The 15,580-nt window shown below is 67.5% G+C and carries 13 protein-coding genes and 1 tRNA gene; 7 read left to right on the forward strand and 7 right to left on the reverse strand.

The features are described from left to right. Window positions 1–447: 447 nt before the first annotated feature. Window positions 448–524 (reverse strand) — tRNA-Met (locus tag ACFW3F_RS14580). A 219-nt stretch (window positions 525–743) separates the two neighbouring features. Here ACFW3F_RS14580 and ACFW3F_RS14585 point away from each other — a divergent pair. Beyond that, on the forward strand, window positions 744–1,028 hold the full coding sequence (locus ACFW3F_RS14585) for a hypothetical protein (RefSeq protein ID WP_388058481.1): 285 nt from the start codon (window positions 744–746) through the stop codon (window positions 1,026–1,028). 45 nt (window positions 1,029–1,073) lie between these two features. Here ACFW3F_RS14585 and ACFW3F_RS14590 read toward each other — a convergent pair whose 3' ends face one another. Then, window positions 1,074–4,028 carry a UPF0182 family protein gene (locus tag ACFW3F_RS14590; RefSeq protein WP_388058483.1) on the reverse strand — a complete coding sequence of 985 codons (2,955 nt, stop codon included), beginning with the start codon at window positions 4,026–4,028 and terminating at the stop codon, window positions 1,074–1,076. 220 nt (window positions 4,029–4,248) lie between these two features. On the opposite strand from ACFW3F_RS14590, the gene ACFW3F_RS14595 reads away from it, so the two are divergent. Further along, the gene (locus tag ACFW3F_RS14595) at window positions 4,249–4,794 is read left to right on the forward strand and encodes a PPA1309 family protein (RefSeq protein WP_388058485.1); all 546 of its coding nucleotides are present in this window, start codon (window positions 4,249–4,251) and stop codon (window positions 4,792–4,794) included. A gap of 28 nt (window positions 4,795–4,822) precedes the next feature. Here ACFW3F_RS14595 and ACFW3F_RS14600 read toward each other — a convergent pair whose 3' ends face one another. Further along, window positions 4,823–5,887: a PDZ domain-containing protein gene (locus tag ACFW3F_RS14600; RefSeq protein ID WP_388058487.1), complete on the reverse strand. Its 1,065-nt coding sequence runs from the start codon at window positions 5,885–5,887 to the stop codon at window positions 4,823–4,825. A 135-nt stretch (window positions 5,888–6,022) separates the two neighbouring features. On the opposite strand from ACFW3F_RS14600, the gene ACFW3F_RS14605 reads away from it, so the two are divergent. The 3 genes from ACFW3F_RS14605 (at window position 6,023) to ACFW3F_RS14615 (ending at window position 9,888) form a co-directional block, all read left to right on the forward strand. Next, entirely contained in the window at window positions 6,023–7,513 is a 1,491-nt protein-coding gene (locus ACFW3F_RS14605; protein ID WP_388058489.1) for a zinc-dependent metalloprotease, read from the forward strand. A gap of 89 nt (window positions 7,514–7,602) precedes the next feature. Next, window positions 7,603–8,556, forward strand: coding sequence for a hypothetical protein (locus tag ACFW3F_RS14610; protein ID WP_388058491.1), 954 nt, complete (start codon window positions 7,603–7,605; stop codon window positions 8,554–8,556). 15 nt (window positions 8,557–8,571) lie between these two features. Continuing rightward, complete coding sequence (locus tag ACFW3F_RS14615) at window positions 8,572–9,888, forward strand: ABC1 kinase family protein (RefSeq protein ID WP_388058493.1); 1,317 nt, start codon at window positions 8,572–8,574, stop codon at window positions 9,886–9,888. Window positions 9,889–9,949: 61 nt separating this feature from the next. Here ACFW3F_RS14615 and ACFW3F_RS14620 read toward each other — a convergent pair whose 3' ends face one another. Continuing rightward, window positions 9,950–10,240 (reverse strand): WhiB family transcriptional regulator, encoded by a 291-nt coding sequence (locus ACFW3F_RS14620; protein WP_388058494.1) that lies wholly within the window; start codon window positions 10,238–10,240, stop codon window positions 9,950–9,952. Between the two features lie 305 nt (window positions 10,241–10,545). On the opposite strand from ACFW3F_RS14620, the gene ACFW3F_RS14625 reads away from it, so the two are divergent. Next, window positions 10,546–10,764, forward strand: coding sequence for a hypothetical protein (locus tag ACFW3F_RS14625; RefSeq protein WP_388058496.1), 219 nt, complete (start codon window positions 10,546–10,548; stop codon window positions 10,762–10,764). Window positions 10,765–10,851: 87 nt separating this feature from the next. On the opposite strand, the gene ACFW3F_RS14630 is transcribed toward ACFW3F_RS14625, so the two are convergent. Then, the gene (locus tag ACFW3F_RS14630; RefSeq protein ID WP_388058498.1) at window positions 10,852–13,002 is read right to left on the reverse strand and encodes an ATP-dependent DNA helicase UvrD2; all 2,151 of its coding nucleotides are present in this window, start codon (window positions 13,000–13,002) and stop codon (window positions 10,852–10,854) included. Window positions 13,003–13,085: 83 nt separating this feature from the next. On the opposite strand from ACFW3F_RS14630, the gene ACFW3F_RS14635 reads away from it, so the two are divergent. Then, window positions 13,086–13,370, forward strand: a complete 285-nt coding sequence (locus ACFW3F_RS14635) for a mycoredoxin (protein WP_388058500.1) — start codon at window positions 13,086–13,088, stop codon at window positions 13,368–13,370. A 115-nt stretch (window positions 13,371–13,485) separates the two neighbouring features. On the opposite strand, the gene nudC is transcribed toward ACFW3F_RS14635, so the two are convergent. After that, window positions 13,486–14,421: an NAD(+) diphosphatase gene (gene nudC / locus ACFW3F_RS14640; protein WP_388058502.1), complete on the reverse strand. Its 936-nt coding sequence runs from the start codon at window positions 14,419–14,421 to the stop codon at window positions 13,486–13,488. A 35-nt stretch (window positions 14,422–14,456) separates the two neighbouring features. Then, window positions 14,457–15,527, reverse strand: a complete 1,071-nt coding sequence (locus ACFW3F_RS14645; protein ID WP_388058504.1) for a potassium channel family protein — start codon at window positions 15,525–15,527, stop codon at window positions 14,457–14,459. Window positions 15,528–15,580: the final 53 nt, after the last annotated feature.

Raw genomic sequence — 15,580 nt, forward strand, 5'->3', positions numbered from 1 at the left:
ACACATTCAGGGGCGGTCAACACAAAACCCGATCTCCACTCCCCAACCAGACCCTTCCAGGCCCTCCGGGGCGGCGCCGTGGCGCGCTGACTCGACATAAGTTACGCACCGTGCCACCCGACGTCAAATCGCCTGGTCAGAAGGCCGGCGCGGCTGCCGCGTCGGCCATCGGGGACGCGGACTCCACCTGCCGGCCACCCCGTCGAACACCTTCCCGGCGGATGGCGGCCGACCGACCGCCAGAAGTTTGCGCGCCCAGCTCGACGCTCGTCTGCGCCGGCTCCGACATCACAGCCCGGCGCGGCCGGTTCCACGGAGCCGGCCGCGCCGGCGCGCACACGGGTTCCCGACATCGGCGCGCATCGACACCCGGGTTCTTACCGACTGCCCGGTCTGCACATAGCAAGAACCCCCGCCCGGGATATCCCGGGCGGGGGTTCTTGGTGTTGGTAGCGGGGACAGGATTTGAACCTGCGACCTCTGGGTTATGAGCCCAGCGAGCTACCGAGCTGCTCCACCCCGCGTTGGTGAACACAACGTTACACACCGGTTCGTCAGCGATGCAAATCGATACCCCTACCTACCCCGACCTGCGGAAACGGCAGTGATGCCGGTCACTACCAGCCGCGTATTCGCAGGTCGTGCGACGCCTGCCGAAGGCACTCGGGCGGACTCGACGGATGTGATGCCGATCACATCAGGCGTAGACTCGGCACACGCGAAGCCCCCGCCGAGGAGGAACCATGAACACTCACCACTTCCAACACGAGAGCCACGGCAATCATCCGATGAGCTTCGTCGGTTTCGTCCTGGCACTGGGCGGGTTCGCCATGGCAGCGCTCTGGCTCGTTCACATGGCCGTCGGCAATGTCGGAACCGCGATCCTCTGTGGACTGCTCATGGTTGCCGCGTTCGCCACAGCGGTGTCGATCTTCTTCTCGCTGGGCCACCGGCATCACCACAGTCCGGTGCTCCCCGACAACACCCCCAACGAAACCGAGCGCTACCTGCGGAAGTACCGCGGATAGCGGTACCTCACGCACGTAGCGCTCGGTGTAGAGCCCGGGCCTGGACTAGTTGGGCGTCGCCAGCGACTCGTACCGGGCAACCGCCTGACTCAACTGGTCGAGCGCCTGGCCGTACGCGGCGAAGTCGCCACCCTGCTGGGCCTGACGCAACGCCGTGATCGCATCACCGATGGCCTTGGCCGCGGCGTCACGCTCCGGTGAATCACCCTGCTGCGGAGGCTCATTCGGCGTCGAATCGTCCGGTTCGGGCGTCCCGGCCTGGTCCGGCTCGGTCGGCTGCTGATCGTCGGGGACCACCCCGGCAGCGGGTGTGATACCCACCTGCCGCAGGGCCTCGGCGGTCGTCGGCGCATAACCGATCCGTGCCTCCCGCTCGGCGGGCTCGTACCGGGTGATCACACGGAACAGGCGGGGGAACGCTTCTTCACCCTGTGCCTGCGCGTACATCGGGACGACGTAGAGGATCCCGTTGTCCCCCACCGGAAGTGTCAGCAGGTTGCCGAAGGTCACCGTCGCCGTGTTCTCCAGCGACTTCAGCGATTCGGCGACACGTCCGTCGGTCCGCATCGGGTTGAAGGCCTGCTTCGGTCCCGACCGCTGCGCGTTTCCGGGCAACTGCTTGACCGTCATCTGCCCGTAGTTCTCGGGATTGGACGAGACAGTCACATATGCGCCCAGGATCGGGCGGTTGAGTCGGGTCAGCACCGAGGTCAACTGGAACGTCGGCCGGCCGCTCTCCGGATCGGAGGCGACGAAGTAATACGGCGGCTGATCCAGTCCGCGCTGATCGGCGTCGGGGTCGGTCGGATCGGAGGGCACCGACCAGAAATCACTCGCCTGGAAGAACGTCTGGGGCGAATCGACGTGATAGCGCGTCAGCAGTGACCGCTGGATCTTGAAGATGTCCTCGGGATAGCGGACGTGATCCCGCAACGATGTCTGCGCGTCGAAGTCGGCGCGCGACTGCACCGTGCCCGGGAAGACCTCCATCCACGTCTTCAACACCGGGTCCTCGGTGTCGAATTGATACAGCTCGACCTCGCCGGTGTATGCGTCGACGGTCGCCTTCACGGAGTTGCGGACGTAGGACACGGTCTTGTTGATCTGCGTGCGTCCGGTCTGCCCCGGGTTGAGGTCCTGAGCGTCGGCGGTCGCGCTCTGCAGCGAGGTGGGCTGCGAGTACGGGTAGTTGTCGAGGGTCGTATATCCGTCGACGATCCACTTGATCGAGCCGTCCTCCATGACCGCGGGATACGTCTTCGAGTCCACGGTCAGCCACGGTGCCACCTGTTCGACACGGTCGCGGGGGTCGCGGTTGTAGATGATCTTCGACGCCGAGTTGATCTCACCCGACAGCAGGAAGTTGCGCTCGGCGTACTTGCCCGCATAGAGCACCCGGTTGAACCAGTTGCCCAGGGACACCCCGGCCGGCCCCTGATAGGTGTACTTGTCGTCACCGATGTCGTGCTCACGTGCCTGACCGTCGTCGGAGCCGACGATCGCGTAGTCGGGGTCGATCTTCGCGAGCAGCTCGCCGAAGTAGATGCGGGGCTGGCTCACCTGGATCGGTGCGTCGCGCTTGTACTCCTCGGACTGGTAGTTCGAGGTGTCGCTGACGTAGTAGAACGGGTCGCCACCGCCGTCGATGTCGTTGACGTCGCGCGACTCGTTGACCCGGTTGGCCGGAGCTGCGACGAACCCGTCGCCGTGGGTGTAGACGAGGTGCTTGTTCAGCCAGTTCTGCTGGTTCTCGAGGTAGCGGCTGGGGTCGAGTTCACGGACCGCGACCACGAAGTCGCGCAGTTCACCGTCGATGCGGTAGCGGTCGACCGCCAGCTGCGTGGGAAAGCCGTAGAAGTTCTGCCGCTGCTGCTGCTGGATGAACGTCGGCGACACGACGTTCGGGTCGAGGATGCGTACGTTCGACAGCGTCGGTACGTCGCTGTTGACCAGCGCAGGCGTTGCCGGCCGGGCGGTCCAGTCGTTCTGGGTGACGACCTTCTCCGGCCCGATCCCATACGCCTCACGTGTCGACGTGATGGCGCGGTCTATGTACTCGGCTTCCTTCTGCGCGGCATTCGGCTTGACCGAGAACTGCTCCATCGTGAGCGGCCAGCCGACACCGATGAGCAACGCGGAGAACAGCATCAAGACGGTGGCGAGTGCCGGCACCCGTAGGTCGCGCAGCACGATCCCGGCGAAGAACGCGACCGCACAGATGATCGCGATCGCCATCAGGATGAGCTTCGAGGGCAGCACCGCATTGATGTCGGTGTAACTCGCTCCCGGGAAGATCTCGGCTTTTCGTTGACTGGACAGCAAGGTGTACCGGTCGAGCCAGTAGGCGGCGGCCTTCAGCAGTAGGAAGGTGCCGGCCAGGACCGCGAGCTGGATGCGTGCCGCGGTGGTGACCGAACCGCCGCCCTGCCCGAGACGGATACCGCCGAAGAGGTAGTGCGTGACCAGGCTCGCCAGGAAGGCCACCACGACCACGACGAACAACAGGTTCAGCACGAAGCGGAAGAACGGCAGGTCGAAGGCGTAGAACCCGATGTCGAGATTGAACTGCGGGTCTGTGCGTCCGAACGACTGCCCGTGCAGGAACATCTGGACCGTCGCCCAGGAACCCTGTGCAACCAGGCCCGCCAGCGCGCCGATGATCACCGCCGGGACGATGGCGAACCACCGCACCTTGCCCATGATCGCCGTGCGGTAGCGCGCGAGCGGATCGTTCGGTCCCGCGGTCGGGACGAACACCGGACGGCTGCGGTACGCGAGCGACACCGCGCCGAAGATGATCACGCTGACGACGACCGTCGTGATCAGGAAAAGGATCACGCGGGTCCAGATCACCTTGGTGAAGACGCCCGCGTACCCGACGTCGGAGAACCAGAGCCAGTCGGTCGCGAGACCGATCAGGCGTGGTCCGACGAGCAGCAGCACCAGGACGGCCACGCCGAGTCCGATGATGATCTTGCTCCTGCGTGACAGTGTCGGCATTCCCGCCGGCCCTCGGACGCCCACCAGACCCACTCTCCAAAGCTCTCAATACGGACACCACCCACACACGATTGCCTGCTGGGCGTGGTGCCCACTGTACTGGCACCACCTGAGTGACCTACTCACTCGGGGCGCCCGCTCAACGATCGCGACACCTCGGCGGTTCCCGCCCCACGCCACGGGCTCGATGTCGCGCCGCCCTCCGAGGCAAGATGAGCACGTGCCCGACCACCCGAACACCCCGCGTACCTTTTCCACCGACGACCTCGGCAGCGCCTTGAGCGAGATCATGGAACATGTCGACACGCGCGGCTGGGGACAACCACCGGCGGTGTTCGCGTTGGCGCCGACGGCTCTGCTCGCCGAGCAGCTCCCCGACGTGATCTCCGCGGACGGCCCGGTGTTCACACCGGTGGAGGAGGAGTTCGACGACCTCGATGAGTTCCTGGCCACCGCGATCTGGCCCCGGGCGGTCGCAGGCGCAGCCGTCGCGATCGAGATCATCGTCGCGCCGCCCGGCGCGGACGACGACGGCACTCCTCGCTACGAAGTCACCCAGACCGGCGACGAGCATCCGGACGAAGAGGTCGCACGCCTGGTCGTCGGGGTGCTGCGAACCGGGGCCGATCTCGCCCTGCTGCGGCTGCGTCCGGTTCCCGACGAGGAACCCGAGTTGCTGACCCATCCCCAACTGGCCCTCGAACTGCGGGCCGCGCTGCACGACACCTTCGTCCCCGACGAGCCGGAGGCATCCGGGCGGAACTGACGCCACCCGATCGCGGTGGCTCGCCTCGTCAGCAGGTCGGTGCCGGACGACCCGCACCGATCGCGCCGAGCGCGTCGACGGCACCGTCGAGGGTCTCCACCTTGACCAGTTCGAGGCCGTCCGGTCGCTCGGAAGCCGCTTCCGCGCAGTTGCGAGCCGGGACGAGGAACACCGTCGCACCCGCGTCGCGGGCGGCGCGGGTCTTGTGGGTGATGCCGCCGATGGGTCCGACCGTCCCCTCGTCGGTGATCGTGCCGGTACCGGCGATGAACTTGCCGGAGGTCAGTTCCCCGGGACTCAGTTGGTCGATGACCGCCAGCGCCAGCATCATCCCGGCCGAGGGTCCACCGATGTCCCCCACGGTGTACGTCACCTCGAGCCGCGGATCGGCGTTGACGACCTCGGGGACGACGCCGAGATAACCGGCTCCGGCCTCGGCGGGGTGCTCGCCGAGCGTGACCGAGACGGTCTGCCGGGTGCCGGCACGGATGATCTCGAGCGGCAACTCGGTGCCGGGCGGATTGTCGCCGACGACCTTCCTCAGTTGCTCGCCCGTCTCCACCGGGACGCCGCCCGCCGCGACGACATCGTCACCGGCACGCAGCACGCCGACCGCGGGGCCCTCGGGTCCGACGCTCGCGATGCGCAGGGCCGTCGGACGGTCCAGGTGGCGAAGGGCGGCGACCGTCGCATTCTCCTCCGAGCCCGTCATCTGCTGGGCGTTCTCCTGCTGCACCTCCTCGGTGGTGCGGTCGGGCGGATAGACCTGGTCACGGGGGGTGAGGGAATACGTGCCAGACAACCACATACCGAGAGCGTCGAAGAGCGAGATCCCGTCCCGGACCGAGACGGTGGTGAGGTTCAGGTGACCGGTCGTGGGATCGATTGCCGCCCCGTCGATCTGAACCACCTTGCGCTCGACGACCGCGCCGTCGTCCTCCACCTTCGTCGTGCCGAGGGTGTTCAGCGTGGGGCCGGGTCCGAGCGCGGCGTAGGGCACCTGCACCTGTGTGCCCAGCACCAGCAACGCCAGCAGGACCACGGTGGAGACCGCGGCCGCGGCGATTCTCCGGAAGCGGGGGCTCGAACTCATTCCGCACACGATAGTGCCCCGCGGACACGAGAAGCAGGCCGCGCCGGGGACGACGAACCCGACCATGAGCCGACTACGCGCAGGGCGAACAGTCGACGCCGTAACCGCGCCTCACCGGGCGGTACGGTGGAACCCATGAGTGATCTGCCCTTCGGCTTCTCGTCTTCCGACGACGACGACCGCGACAAGAACAGCGGCGACAGGAACAATCCCGGCGGCAACCCGTTCGGCGGGTCCAACCCGTTCGGATTCGGCGGGGGTCAGGGATTCGGAGGCGGACCGGGCGGCGACTTCGACCCGTCGAAGTTCGATCCCAACATGATCGGTCAGATGTTCTCGCAACTGGGCAGCATGTTCAGCGGCATGGGTGCGGGGATGGCCGGTGGCGGGGACGGCCCGGTCAACTATCAGGTGGCGACGAATCTCGCACGGCAGCAGATCGGTTCGTTCACCCCGATCCTCGAGAAGGAGAACACCGCATCCGCGGACGCGGTCCGGCTCGCCGACGTCTGGCTCGACGATGCGACGGATTTCCCCAGCGGGGTCACCCAGACGGTGGCGTGGACTCCGGTCCAGTGGCTCGAGGAGTCGATGGACACCTGGAAGGGTCTGTGCGATCCGGTTGCCGAGCAGCTGGCCCGGACCTGGCAGAACAACCTCCCCGCGGAGGCCGCGCAGTTCGCCGGCCCGATGATCGGGATGCTGACCCAGATGAGCGGCATGGCGTTCGGCACGCAGCTCGGCCAGGGCCTCGGACAGCTCGCCAAAGAAGTGCTGACCTCGACCGACGTCGGACTGCCGCTGGCCCCCGAGGGCATCGCAGTCCTGCTCCCGGAAGCGATCGCGAAATTCGCCGAGGGCCTCGAACAGCCGGCACAGGAGATCATCGTCTTCCTCGCCGCGCGTGAGGCCGCGCACGTGCGCCTGTTCACCCACGTCGGCTGGTTGCGTCAGCGACTGCTCACCACCGTGGAGGAGTACGCGCGCGGGATCAGTATCGACTTCAGCGGGATCACGGACGCCACCGCTGGAATCGATCCGGCCCAATTGCTCTCCGACCCTTCGAAACTCGAGGAGATCATCAATTCCTCGACGTCGTTCGAGCCGACGACGACGCCCGAGCAGAAGGCCGCGCTCGGGCGTCTCGAGACACTCCTCGCGCTCATCGAGGGCTGGGTGGAGCAGGTCGTGACCCGGGCACTCGGCGATCGGATCCCGAGCACCGGGGCACTCACCGAGACCATGCGGCGGCGCCGCGCCTCGGGCGGGCCGGCCGAGCAGACCTTCGCGACCCTCGTCGGTCTCGAGCTACGACCCCGCAAGGTCCGCGAGGCGTCGGAGTTGTGGCGCCGTGCGCTGGAGGCCACCGATGTCGCGACCCGGGATGGCGTGTGGGCCCACCCGGATCTGCTGCCGGATTCCGACGACCTCGACAATCCCGCCGGTTTCATCGACCGACTCCTGGGCGGCGACGACCTCGACGACCCGATGGCGCAGCTGGAGAAGACGATCGCCGAGGAACGCGCGCGCGGCACCGGCCCAGACCCCCAGACTTCAGATCCCCAGAACTCCGACCGGCGGACCGACGAGGGCGACGGTGACGACTCCCCGCGAGGCGGATCGTAGAACTCCGGGATACCCGGAGGATCCGGTCATGCTGTGGATAACCTGCTCGCCGACCGTCCGCGACGGTCGCCGGCTGGCAGAGTTGCCGCATGTCGCCAGCCCGGACGAGTTCCAGCGCCCTCTCGGCTTCCACCCGCGCGACTCCGGTCGGGGGTCGGCCCCAGGTGCCCCGGCTGCGTCCGGGTACACCGGTTCTCGTCCACGGCAACTCGGTCCGCGTCGGGATAGATCCCGCCGACAGCGTGCTCCTCGACTTCGACGCGTCGGTGTCGGCGCACTCCGTCGCCGTCCTGCTGCGCTCGCTGGAGGATCCGTGCACGGCGGACACCCTCTCGCGCCGCGCCCGCCGGGTCGGTCTGCACGACGACGACCTCGACCTCGTCTTGAGCAGTCTGGTCGCCGCCGGTCGCACGGTCGTCGATGCCGATCGCCGCACCGACCCGTTCCGCATCCTGATCCACGGACAGGGACCGATCAGCGAGCAGTTGACGAGTTCGCTGTGTGGTTCCGGATTGTCGGCTCACCGGACCATGCGCCGGTTGCCCGATGGGACGCTCGACGCCATCGACACCGACCTGGTGATCCTGACCGACTTCGTCGTCCACGACCCCCGCGTCGTGTTCGCGCTGACCCGAGCCCGTATCCCCCACCTTCTGGTCCGGGTGCGCGACGGAGTGGGGATCGTCGGGCCGCTGGTTCTGCCCGGACTGACGAGTTGCCTGATGTGCGCCGACCGTCACCGTTCCGACGCGGACCCGGGGTGGCCCGCGCTGGCCGTCCAGCTGATCCGCACGTCGGGACAGGCGAGTCCGACCGTTCTGGCGATGACCACCGCGATCGCCCACGCACAGACCGAGCGTCTGGTGGCAGCGGTGCACAACCGGGCATCGCACTCGGGTGCCCCGCCCGATCCGCAGCTGCTGGATCGCGTGCTGGAGTTTCACGATGACCCGACTCGACTGGACATCAAGCGGTGGTTGCCGCACCCGGACTGCGATTGTCGTCCCGCACGGGATTCACGAGACAGTTCGTCTATTGTGTGACGCGGAAAGGATGCTATGACCGACATCACCAAAGGACAGGGTCGCCGCAACGCGAAACTGGCTTCTCTTCCGATCGGTATGGCCGGCCGGGCTGCTGCCGGTTTCGGCAAGCGCATGGTCGGCCGGGACAAGGACGAGGTCAACCAGGAGCTTCTGGAGAAGTCCGCCGAACAGCTGTTCGCCGTTCTCGGCGAGCTCAAGGGCGGAGCCATGAAGGTCGGCCAGGCGCTCTCGATCATGGAAGCCGCCATCCCGGACGAGTTCGGCGAGCCCTTCCGCGAAGCACTCACCAAGCTGCAGGCCGACGCTCCGCCGATGCCGGCCGACAAGGTTCACAAAGTGCTCGATCAGCAGCTCGGTACCCGCTGGCGTGAGCGCTTCCAGGAATTCTCCGACGAGCCGGCGGCCTCGGCATCGATCGGACAGGTCCACAAGGGAGTCTGGTCCGACGGGCGCGAGGTCGCGGTCAAGGTGCAGTATCCCGGCGCCGATCACGCCCTGAAAGCCGATCTGAAGACCCTGTCCCGCATGTCCGGACTCCTGCAGCGCCTGTCCCCCGGGACCGATGTCAAGGCGATGATGGACGAGCTCATCGACCGCACCGAGGCCGAACTCGACTATCTCGGCGAGGCCGACAACCAGCGTGCCTTCGCCAAGGCCTACGACGGACACCCCGACTTCCTCATCCCCAAGGTCGTCGCGAGCGCGCCCAAGGTCGTCGTCTCGGAGTGGGTGGACGGCGTCCCGCTGTCGAAGATCATCACCACCGGCGACCAGAAGACCCGCGACGCCGCCGCCGCGAAGATGGCCGAGTTCGAGGTCAGCTCCCCGTATCGGGTCGGGCTCCTCCACGGCGACCCGCACCCAGGCAATTTCTTCGTGGCCACCGACGGACGCTTCGGCGTGCTCGACTTCGGCGCGGTGGGTCATTACCCGGATGGTCTCCCGCCCGAGACCGGCCCGATCCTGCGGCTCGCACGGGACAAGAAGTACGACGAACTCAAAGAGCTCATGATCGAGGCGGAGTTCATCCGCCCGTCCCACGCGAACAAGGTGACGGGCGCCGACATCGAGGCCTATCTCCGTCCGTACGTCGACCCGCTGTACTCCGAGTCGTTCCACTTCACGCGCAAGTGGATGCAGCGGGCCGCGGGCAAGGCCACCGACGTCCGGGGTGAGGTGTACAAGACCTCACGAAACCTGAACGTGCCCAAGCGTTTCGTGATGGTTTTCCGCGTCCTCGGCGGCTGTGTCGGCATCGCCTCCCAGCTCGAGGCGCACGCCCCCTACCGCGCCATCATGGAGGAGTGGGTCCCCGGTCTGGGCGACTGACCCCTCTCCGCAGACACGACACCGACGCCGCGAGCAGTTCTGCTCGCGGCGTCGGTCTTTGTCACGCAACGTTCTTGCGCGGCCGGCCACGGGGACGCTTGCGCGCGATGACGGCGCCGCGTTCGAAGATCTCACCGCCCCAGACCCCCCAGGGCTCGGACCGGTCGAGTGCTGCTTGCAGGCACTGGCTCCGCAGCGGGCACTCGGCACACATGGCCTTGGCACGCTCGAGATCACGGGGGTCTTCGGCGAACCACAGATCTGCGTCGGCGACCTGGCAGGGCAGGTCGAGCCGGGCGGTCGCTGCGCGGTCCGCCGACAGACAGGACTCGAGTACGCATTCGACAGTCATTGGATTCTCCACATCTGCTCGTTTGGGGTGTTGAACCCGAGTCCTCGATGTGGCTCTGTATCCGAAACGCCTCGACGGGGCGGCTATCGGGATGACAGAAAAAAGAGGGCCACGGGTGTCGCCTCTGCGATTCGCCCGTGGCCCGGATTGTCTCGGAGATCTAACTCCGGGAACTTCGGAACAGAACGGGGAACCGACGCGGCGCGGGTGCTACTGCTGCTGCGGGCGGGGCGATTCGCGCTACGCGCGCCTCGGCTGCCAGATGCAGAGCCGCCGGCGGGTGGGCGACCGGGCGTGCGAAGCTCGTGCACGCTCGGGCGACCGGCATCCAGGAGCGGGTGCGACCGGTACGCGCGATGGTCGACTGGTTCGGCTTCGCCGCATGCGATGACGTCGCATACGTGGTCGCCGCACTCAGGTTCGCCGCAGACTGGCAGGTGCCGGCCTGGCGCACGATGATTCCGTTCACTGATCCACTCCCTTCTGGTCTCGTGGCTTTCCGCGTTGTCGTCGGTCGTCGGTGACTGTGCAGGGGCCGCGTGACGGACGCACTCGACCCATCCCCGTACTGACGGGAATCAGATTAGACGTTGGGCCGAAACCCGCACAACCTATTTTTGACCTGCAGTTTTGACGAGGTCGAGGACGTCCTCGCCGTACTCGTCGACCTTCTTCGCCCCGATCCCCGAGATGGCCACCAGCGCAGCGGTATCGGTGGGTCGCTGTTCGGCGATGGCGGTCAGGGTCTTGTCGGAGAAGACGACGAAAGCCGGCACTTTTTTCTCGAGGGCCCGCTCGCGACGCCACTCCTTGAGGGCGACCAGCAGCCCCTCGTCGAGATCCGAGGGACACCCGGCGCAGCGGCCGAGCAGTGTCGCGGTCGAATCCATCAGCCGGGAACCGCAGACGCGGCACGTCGGTCCGCGGCGCGGTGTCCGCTCCTTCGCGATCGGCGAGGCCGGCGAGTCGTCGGGAACGAGGTCGGCGAGAAATCGCGAGCGCCTACGGGCACGCCCGCCCTCGTTGCGGGCCAGCGCCCAGGACAGGTGCAAGTGCTCGCGGGCGCGGGTGACGCCGACGTAGAACAGTCGGCGCTCCTCCTCGACCTCTTCCCAGGACCCCTTGATCGCCTGGCTGATCGGCAGTGACCCGTCGGTGAGTCCGACGAGGAACACCGCATCCCATTCGAGTCCCTTGGCCGCGTGCAGCGACGACAGCGTCACGCCCTGCACGGTCGGGGGGTGACGCGACTCGGCGCGGGACGCGAGTTCGGCGGACAGCTGCGGCAGCGTCAGTTCGGGGTTCTCGGCCACCATGTCCTCGGTCAGTTGGACGAGTGCCTTCAACGACTCCCAGCGGCTACGCGCCTGGGCACCCGACGGCTCCTCCTCGGAGAGCCCGAGTTCGCCGAGAACGGCCCGCACGACGTCGAGGATCTCCACGTCGGGTCGGACCTCGCGGCCGGCGACCGTGGCGAGTTGCCGCATGGCCTGGCGGACCTCTGTGCGCGAGAAGAACGCCTCACCCCCACGGACCTGGTACGGGATGCCCGCCTCGGTCAGCGCCTGCTCGTAGTTCTCCGACTGTGCGTTGACGCGATACAGGATCGCGATCTCCGCGGGCGCAACCCCGGCTCTGATGAGGTGTTTGATCTCGATGGCGACAGCGGTCGCGCCGGCGGGTTCGTCGTCGTACTCGGCGAACTGGGGCGCCGGACCGGCCGGTCGCTGCCCGATGAGCCGCAACCGGGTGCCGGCGATCCGTCCGCGGGCGGCACCGATCACCCGGTTGGCGAGGTCGACGACCTGCGGGGTGGAGCGGTAGTCGCGTTCCAGCCGGACGACTGTCGCCTCCGGGAATCGGCGGCTGAAATCGAGCAGGTGGTTCGGGGAGGCGCCGGTGAAGGTGTAGATCGTCTGGTTGGCGTCACCGACGACCGTCAGATCATCGCGTTCGCCGAGCCAGGCGTCGAGCAGACCCTGCTGCACCGGGGTGACGTCCTGATACTCGTCGACGACGAAACACCGGTATCGCGAACGGAATTCATCCGCCGCGCCGGGTTCGGCGGTGAGGATCTGGGTCATGTAGATGAGCATGTCGTCGAAGTCGAGCAGCCGATCGCCGTCGGGCGAGACCTTGGCGTCCTCGTAGTGCCCGTACACCGCCGCGACCTTCGACGGTGGTGCCGGGGACTCACGGCCGAGCCGACCGACGGCCTCGACGTAGTTCTCCGGCGAGATCAACGAGGCCTTGGCCCACTCGATCTCCGACGACAGATCCCGAAGAGTGTCGGTCGCGGTGTCGAGACCGGAGCGGCGGGCCGCCCGCGAGATGAGGGGGAACTTGTTGTCGAGGAGTTCCCACCGCGCGTCACCGAAGGCACGCGGCCAGAAGTAGCGCAGCTGGCGCATCGCGGCGGCATGGAAGGTCTGCGCCGCGACGCTGCCACCCGCACCGCCACCGACACCGAGGCTGCGCAACCGGGTGCGCATCTCCCCGGCCGCCCGGGCGGTGAACGTGACCGCGAGGACCTGACCGGGGTTCACCTGACCGGTGTCGATGAGGTGGGCGATGCGCCTGGTGATGGTCCGGGTCTTGCCCGTACCCGCCCCGGCCAGCACACATACCGGTCCGCGCGGGGCGAGTACGGCGGCGCTCTGCTCGGGGTCCAGTCCCTCGACCGCGCCACGACTCACCGGCACCGAGGCACGCGGCGAGGACTCGGGGTTCACGGCAGAAGTCGGGCGAGGCACGGCGTCCACTATGTCACCAACCACCGACGCCGCCCGCAGAGGAGAACGACGCAGCCGGGAACAGCGCGCCCGGACATGGTGTTATGGGACCCATGAGCAACGTGATCGACGACGAGGCCGGCGCCCGCACCTCCGACTCCGGTGAACTGACCATGTACACGACGTCGTGGTGCGGATTCTGCGCCCGCCTCAAGCGCGGACTCAAGACCAGCGGCATCAGCTGGCAGGAGATCGACATCGAGCTGAACCCGGACGCCGCCGAGTTCGTGGGCAGCGTCAACGGCGGCAATCACGTCGTCCCCACCGTTCTCTACGCCGACGGCACGACCGCCACCAATCCGTCGATCGCCGACGTCAAGGCCAAGCTGGGCGTCTGAGTCCGGCCGGCTTCGTCTGAGTCCATCGGGCCGTCTGAGTCCATCGGGCCGTCTGAGTCCATCGGGCCGTCTGAGTCCATCGGGCCGTCTGAGTCCATCGGCCAGGCGGGCCGGCCTATCCGGCCGCCCAGGCCTCGATCATCGAACGCGCGATGGAGATCGACCCGGGAAGACGCAAGCGGTCGGCATCGGCGGAACCCGGCGCCTCGGCGCGCGACCAGCCGTCGCCACGGGCGAGCGCCTCGCGGACCTCGTCGCGATGGAACCACTGCGCGTCACCGATCTCGCCGTCGAGGAATGCCAGTTCGTCGGCCGGGTCGCCGATCGCCGCGAAACCCAGCATCAACGACCGCGGGAACGGCCACGGCTGACTGCCCAGGTAGCGCGGCTCGCGCACCACGATCCCGACCTCCTCGTGCACCTCCCGCAGCACGCACTGTTCGAGCGACTCGCCCGGCTCGACGAAACCGGCCAGCGTCGAATACCAGCCGTCCGGCCACACCGCCTGACGACCGAGCAGGATGCGGTCGGCGCCGTCGTGGACGACGGTGATGATCGCCGGGTCGGTACGCGGGAACTCGTCTCGTCCGGAGTCGACACTGCGCCGGACCCAGCCGCCACGTGCAGGTTGCGTGACCGATCCGTCGACCGGTGAATGACGCGCGGTCTCGTGCCAGTTCAGTATTCCCAACGCGGTGGCTAGCAGGCCCGCCTCGTCGGCGGACAGCCGCGTCGCACCGCGTCGGGCGTCATCGGTCGGTCCGTCGATGTGGTGCACCCGCCGCGTCCACAGGTCTGCTCCCCCGTCGCCGTCCGCCCCGTCGAAACCGAGGATGACCGCGTCCGCAGGCGGCGCCTGGTCGACGGTCGTCGCCGGGACCCAGTGCAACGCACCGGCATCGGTGACCGGGTACCGACCGGCCGCGTCGATAAGCAACACCTTCGCCGTCGGCCAACCGGCGGCCATCCGGTCGGTGTCGTCGCGGATCGCATCCGCGCGGTCGAACACCGCACGCGACAGCAGCGGCGGTTGAGGCAACTCGAAATGCACTGTCGCACTGGCCTTTCTCGGATACGGCGGATGGGTCAGTCGTCGTTGGGGCTCTTGCGGACGTACAGCAGGCGGTCACCGACCTCGATCTGCTCGACCTTGCTGTCGTCGACGCGGTGCAGTACGCCGTTGCGGACCACGCCGAGAACGATGTCGCGGGTGTGCGAGGGCGAACCGCCCGTCTCGGTCGGGTCGACCTCGCGTTCGGCGATGGCGTAACCGGCATCCGGGGTGAGGAGGTCCTCGATCACCTCGACCACCGACGGGGTCATCGTCGCGATCCCGAGCAGGCGGCCGGCTGTCTCCGACGAGACCACCACCGAGTTGGCGCCGGACTGGCGCATCAGGTGGGTGTTCTCCGACTCACGGATCGACGCGACGATCTTCGCCCGCGGGTTGAGTTCGCGGGCGGTGAGCGTGGCGAGGACCGCCGTGTCGTCGCGGCTGGTGGCCACGACGATGCTCGCGGCGTGGGCGACGCCGGCGAGTCGGAGCACGTCCGACTTGGTGGCGTCACCGCGCACGGTCACCAGTCCGTCGGAGGCGGCTGCCTCGAGCACCGTGGCGTCGGCGTCGACGACGACGATCTCGGAGGGCTTGATGCCGTCACCCCGCATCGCGTCCACCGCGGTCCGGCCCTTGGTGCCATAGCCGATGACCACGGTGTGATTGCGCACGGTATTCCTCCAACGCTGGATCTTGAGCGCCTGCCGGGACCGCTCGGTGAGCACCTCGAGGGTGGTACCGATCAGCACGATCAGGAACAGCACACGCAACGGCGTGATGATGACGAGGTTGATGAAACGAGCGAACGGGGTGATCGGCGTGATGTCGCCGTAGCCGGTCGTGGAGAGGGTCACCGCCGAGTAGTACAGCGCATCCAGATACGACAGCTCGTTGTCCTGGGCGTCGCGGTATCCGGCACGATCCAGCCAGACCACGACCGAGGTGAACAGCAGCGCGAGCGTCGCCCAGAACACGCGTCGGCCGATCGCTCGGCTCGGACTCTGCTGGAGTTCGGGGATGCGGACGACGCCGACCAGTGCATGGTCGGGCCGGTTGGCCAGCTCGGTACCGGCGAAACGTCGGCGCAGGCGGTTAGCCACCGGCGCGCTCGCGCTCGTGGAGTTCGCTCACACGCTGCAATGTAGCCCACCGC

The sequence above is a fragment of the Gordonia sp. NPDC058843 genome (assembly GCF_042743165.1).
Classification (GTDB): Bacteria; Actinomycetota; Actinomycetes; order Mycobacteriales; family Mycobacteriaceae; genus Gordonia.

Coding starts and splice junctions, on each gene's coding strand:
- ACFW3F_RS14600 (WP_388058487.1), bottom strand. CDS start 5,887: ATGAGTTCGAGCCCCCGCTTCCGGAGAATCGCCGCGGCCGCGGTCTCC.
- ACFW3F_RS14590 (WP_388058483.1), bottom strand. CDS start 4,028: ATGCCGACACTGTCACGCAGGAGCAAGATCATCATCGGACTCGGCGTG.
- ACFW3F_RS14585 (WP_388058481.1), top strand. CDS start 744: ATGAACACTCACCACTTCCAACACGAGAGCCACGGCAATCATCCGATG.
- ACFW3F_RS14605 (WP_388058489.1), top strand. CDS start 6,023: ATGAGTGATCTGCCCTTCGGCTTCTCGTCTTCCGACGACGACGACCGC.
- ACFW3F_RS14635 (WP_388058500.1), top strand. CDS start 13,086: ATGAGCAACGTGATCGACGACGAGGCCGGCGCCCGCACCTCCGACTCC.
- ACFW3F_RS14615 (WP_388058493.1), top strand. CDS start 8,572: ATGACCGACATCACCAAAGGACAGGGTCGCCGCAACGCGAAACTGGCT.
- ACFW3F_RS14620 (WP_388058494.1), bottom strand. CDS start 10,240: ATGACTGTCGAATGCGTACTCGAGTCCTGTCTGTCGGCGGACCGCGCA.
- ACFW3F_RS14610 (WP_388058491.1), top strand. CDS start 7,603: ATGTCGCCAGCCCGGACGAGTTCCAGCGCCCTCTCGGCTTCCACCCGC.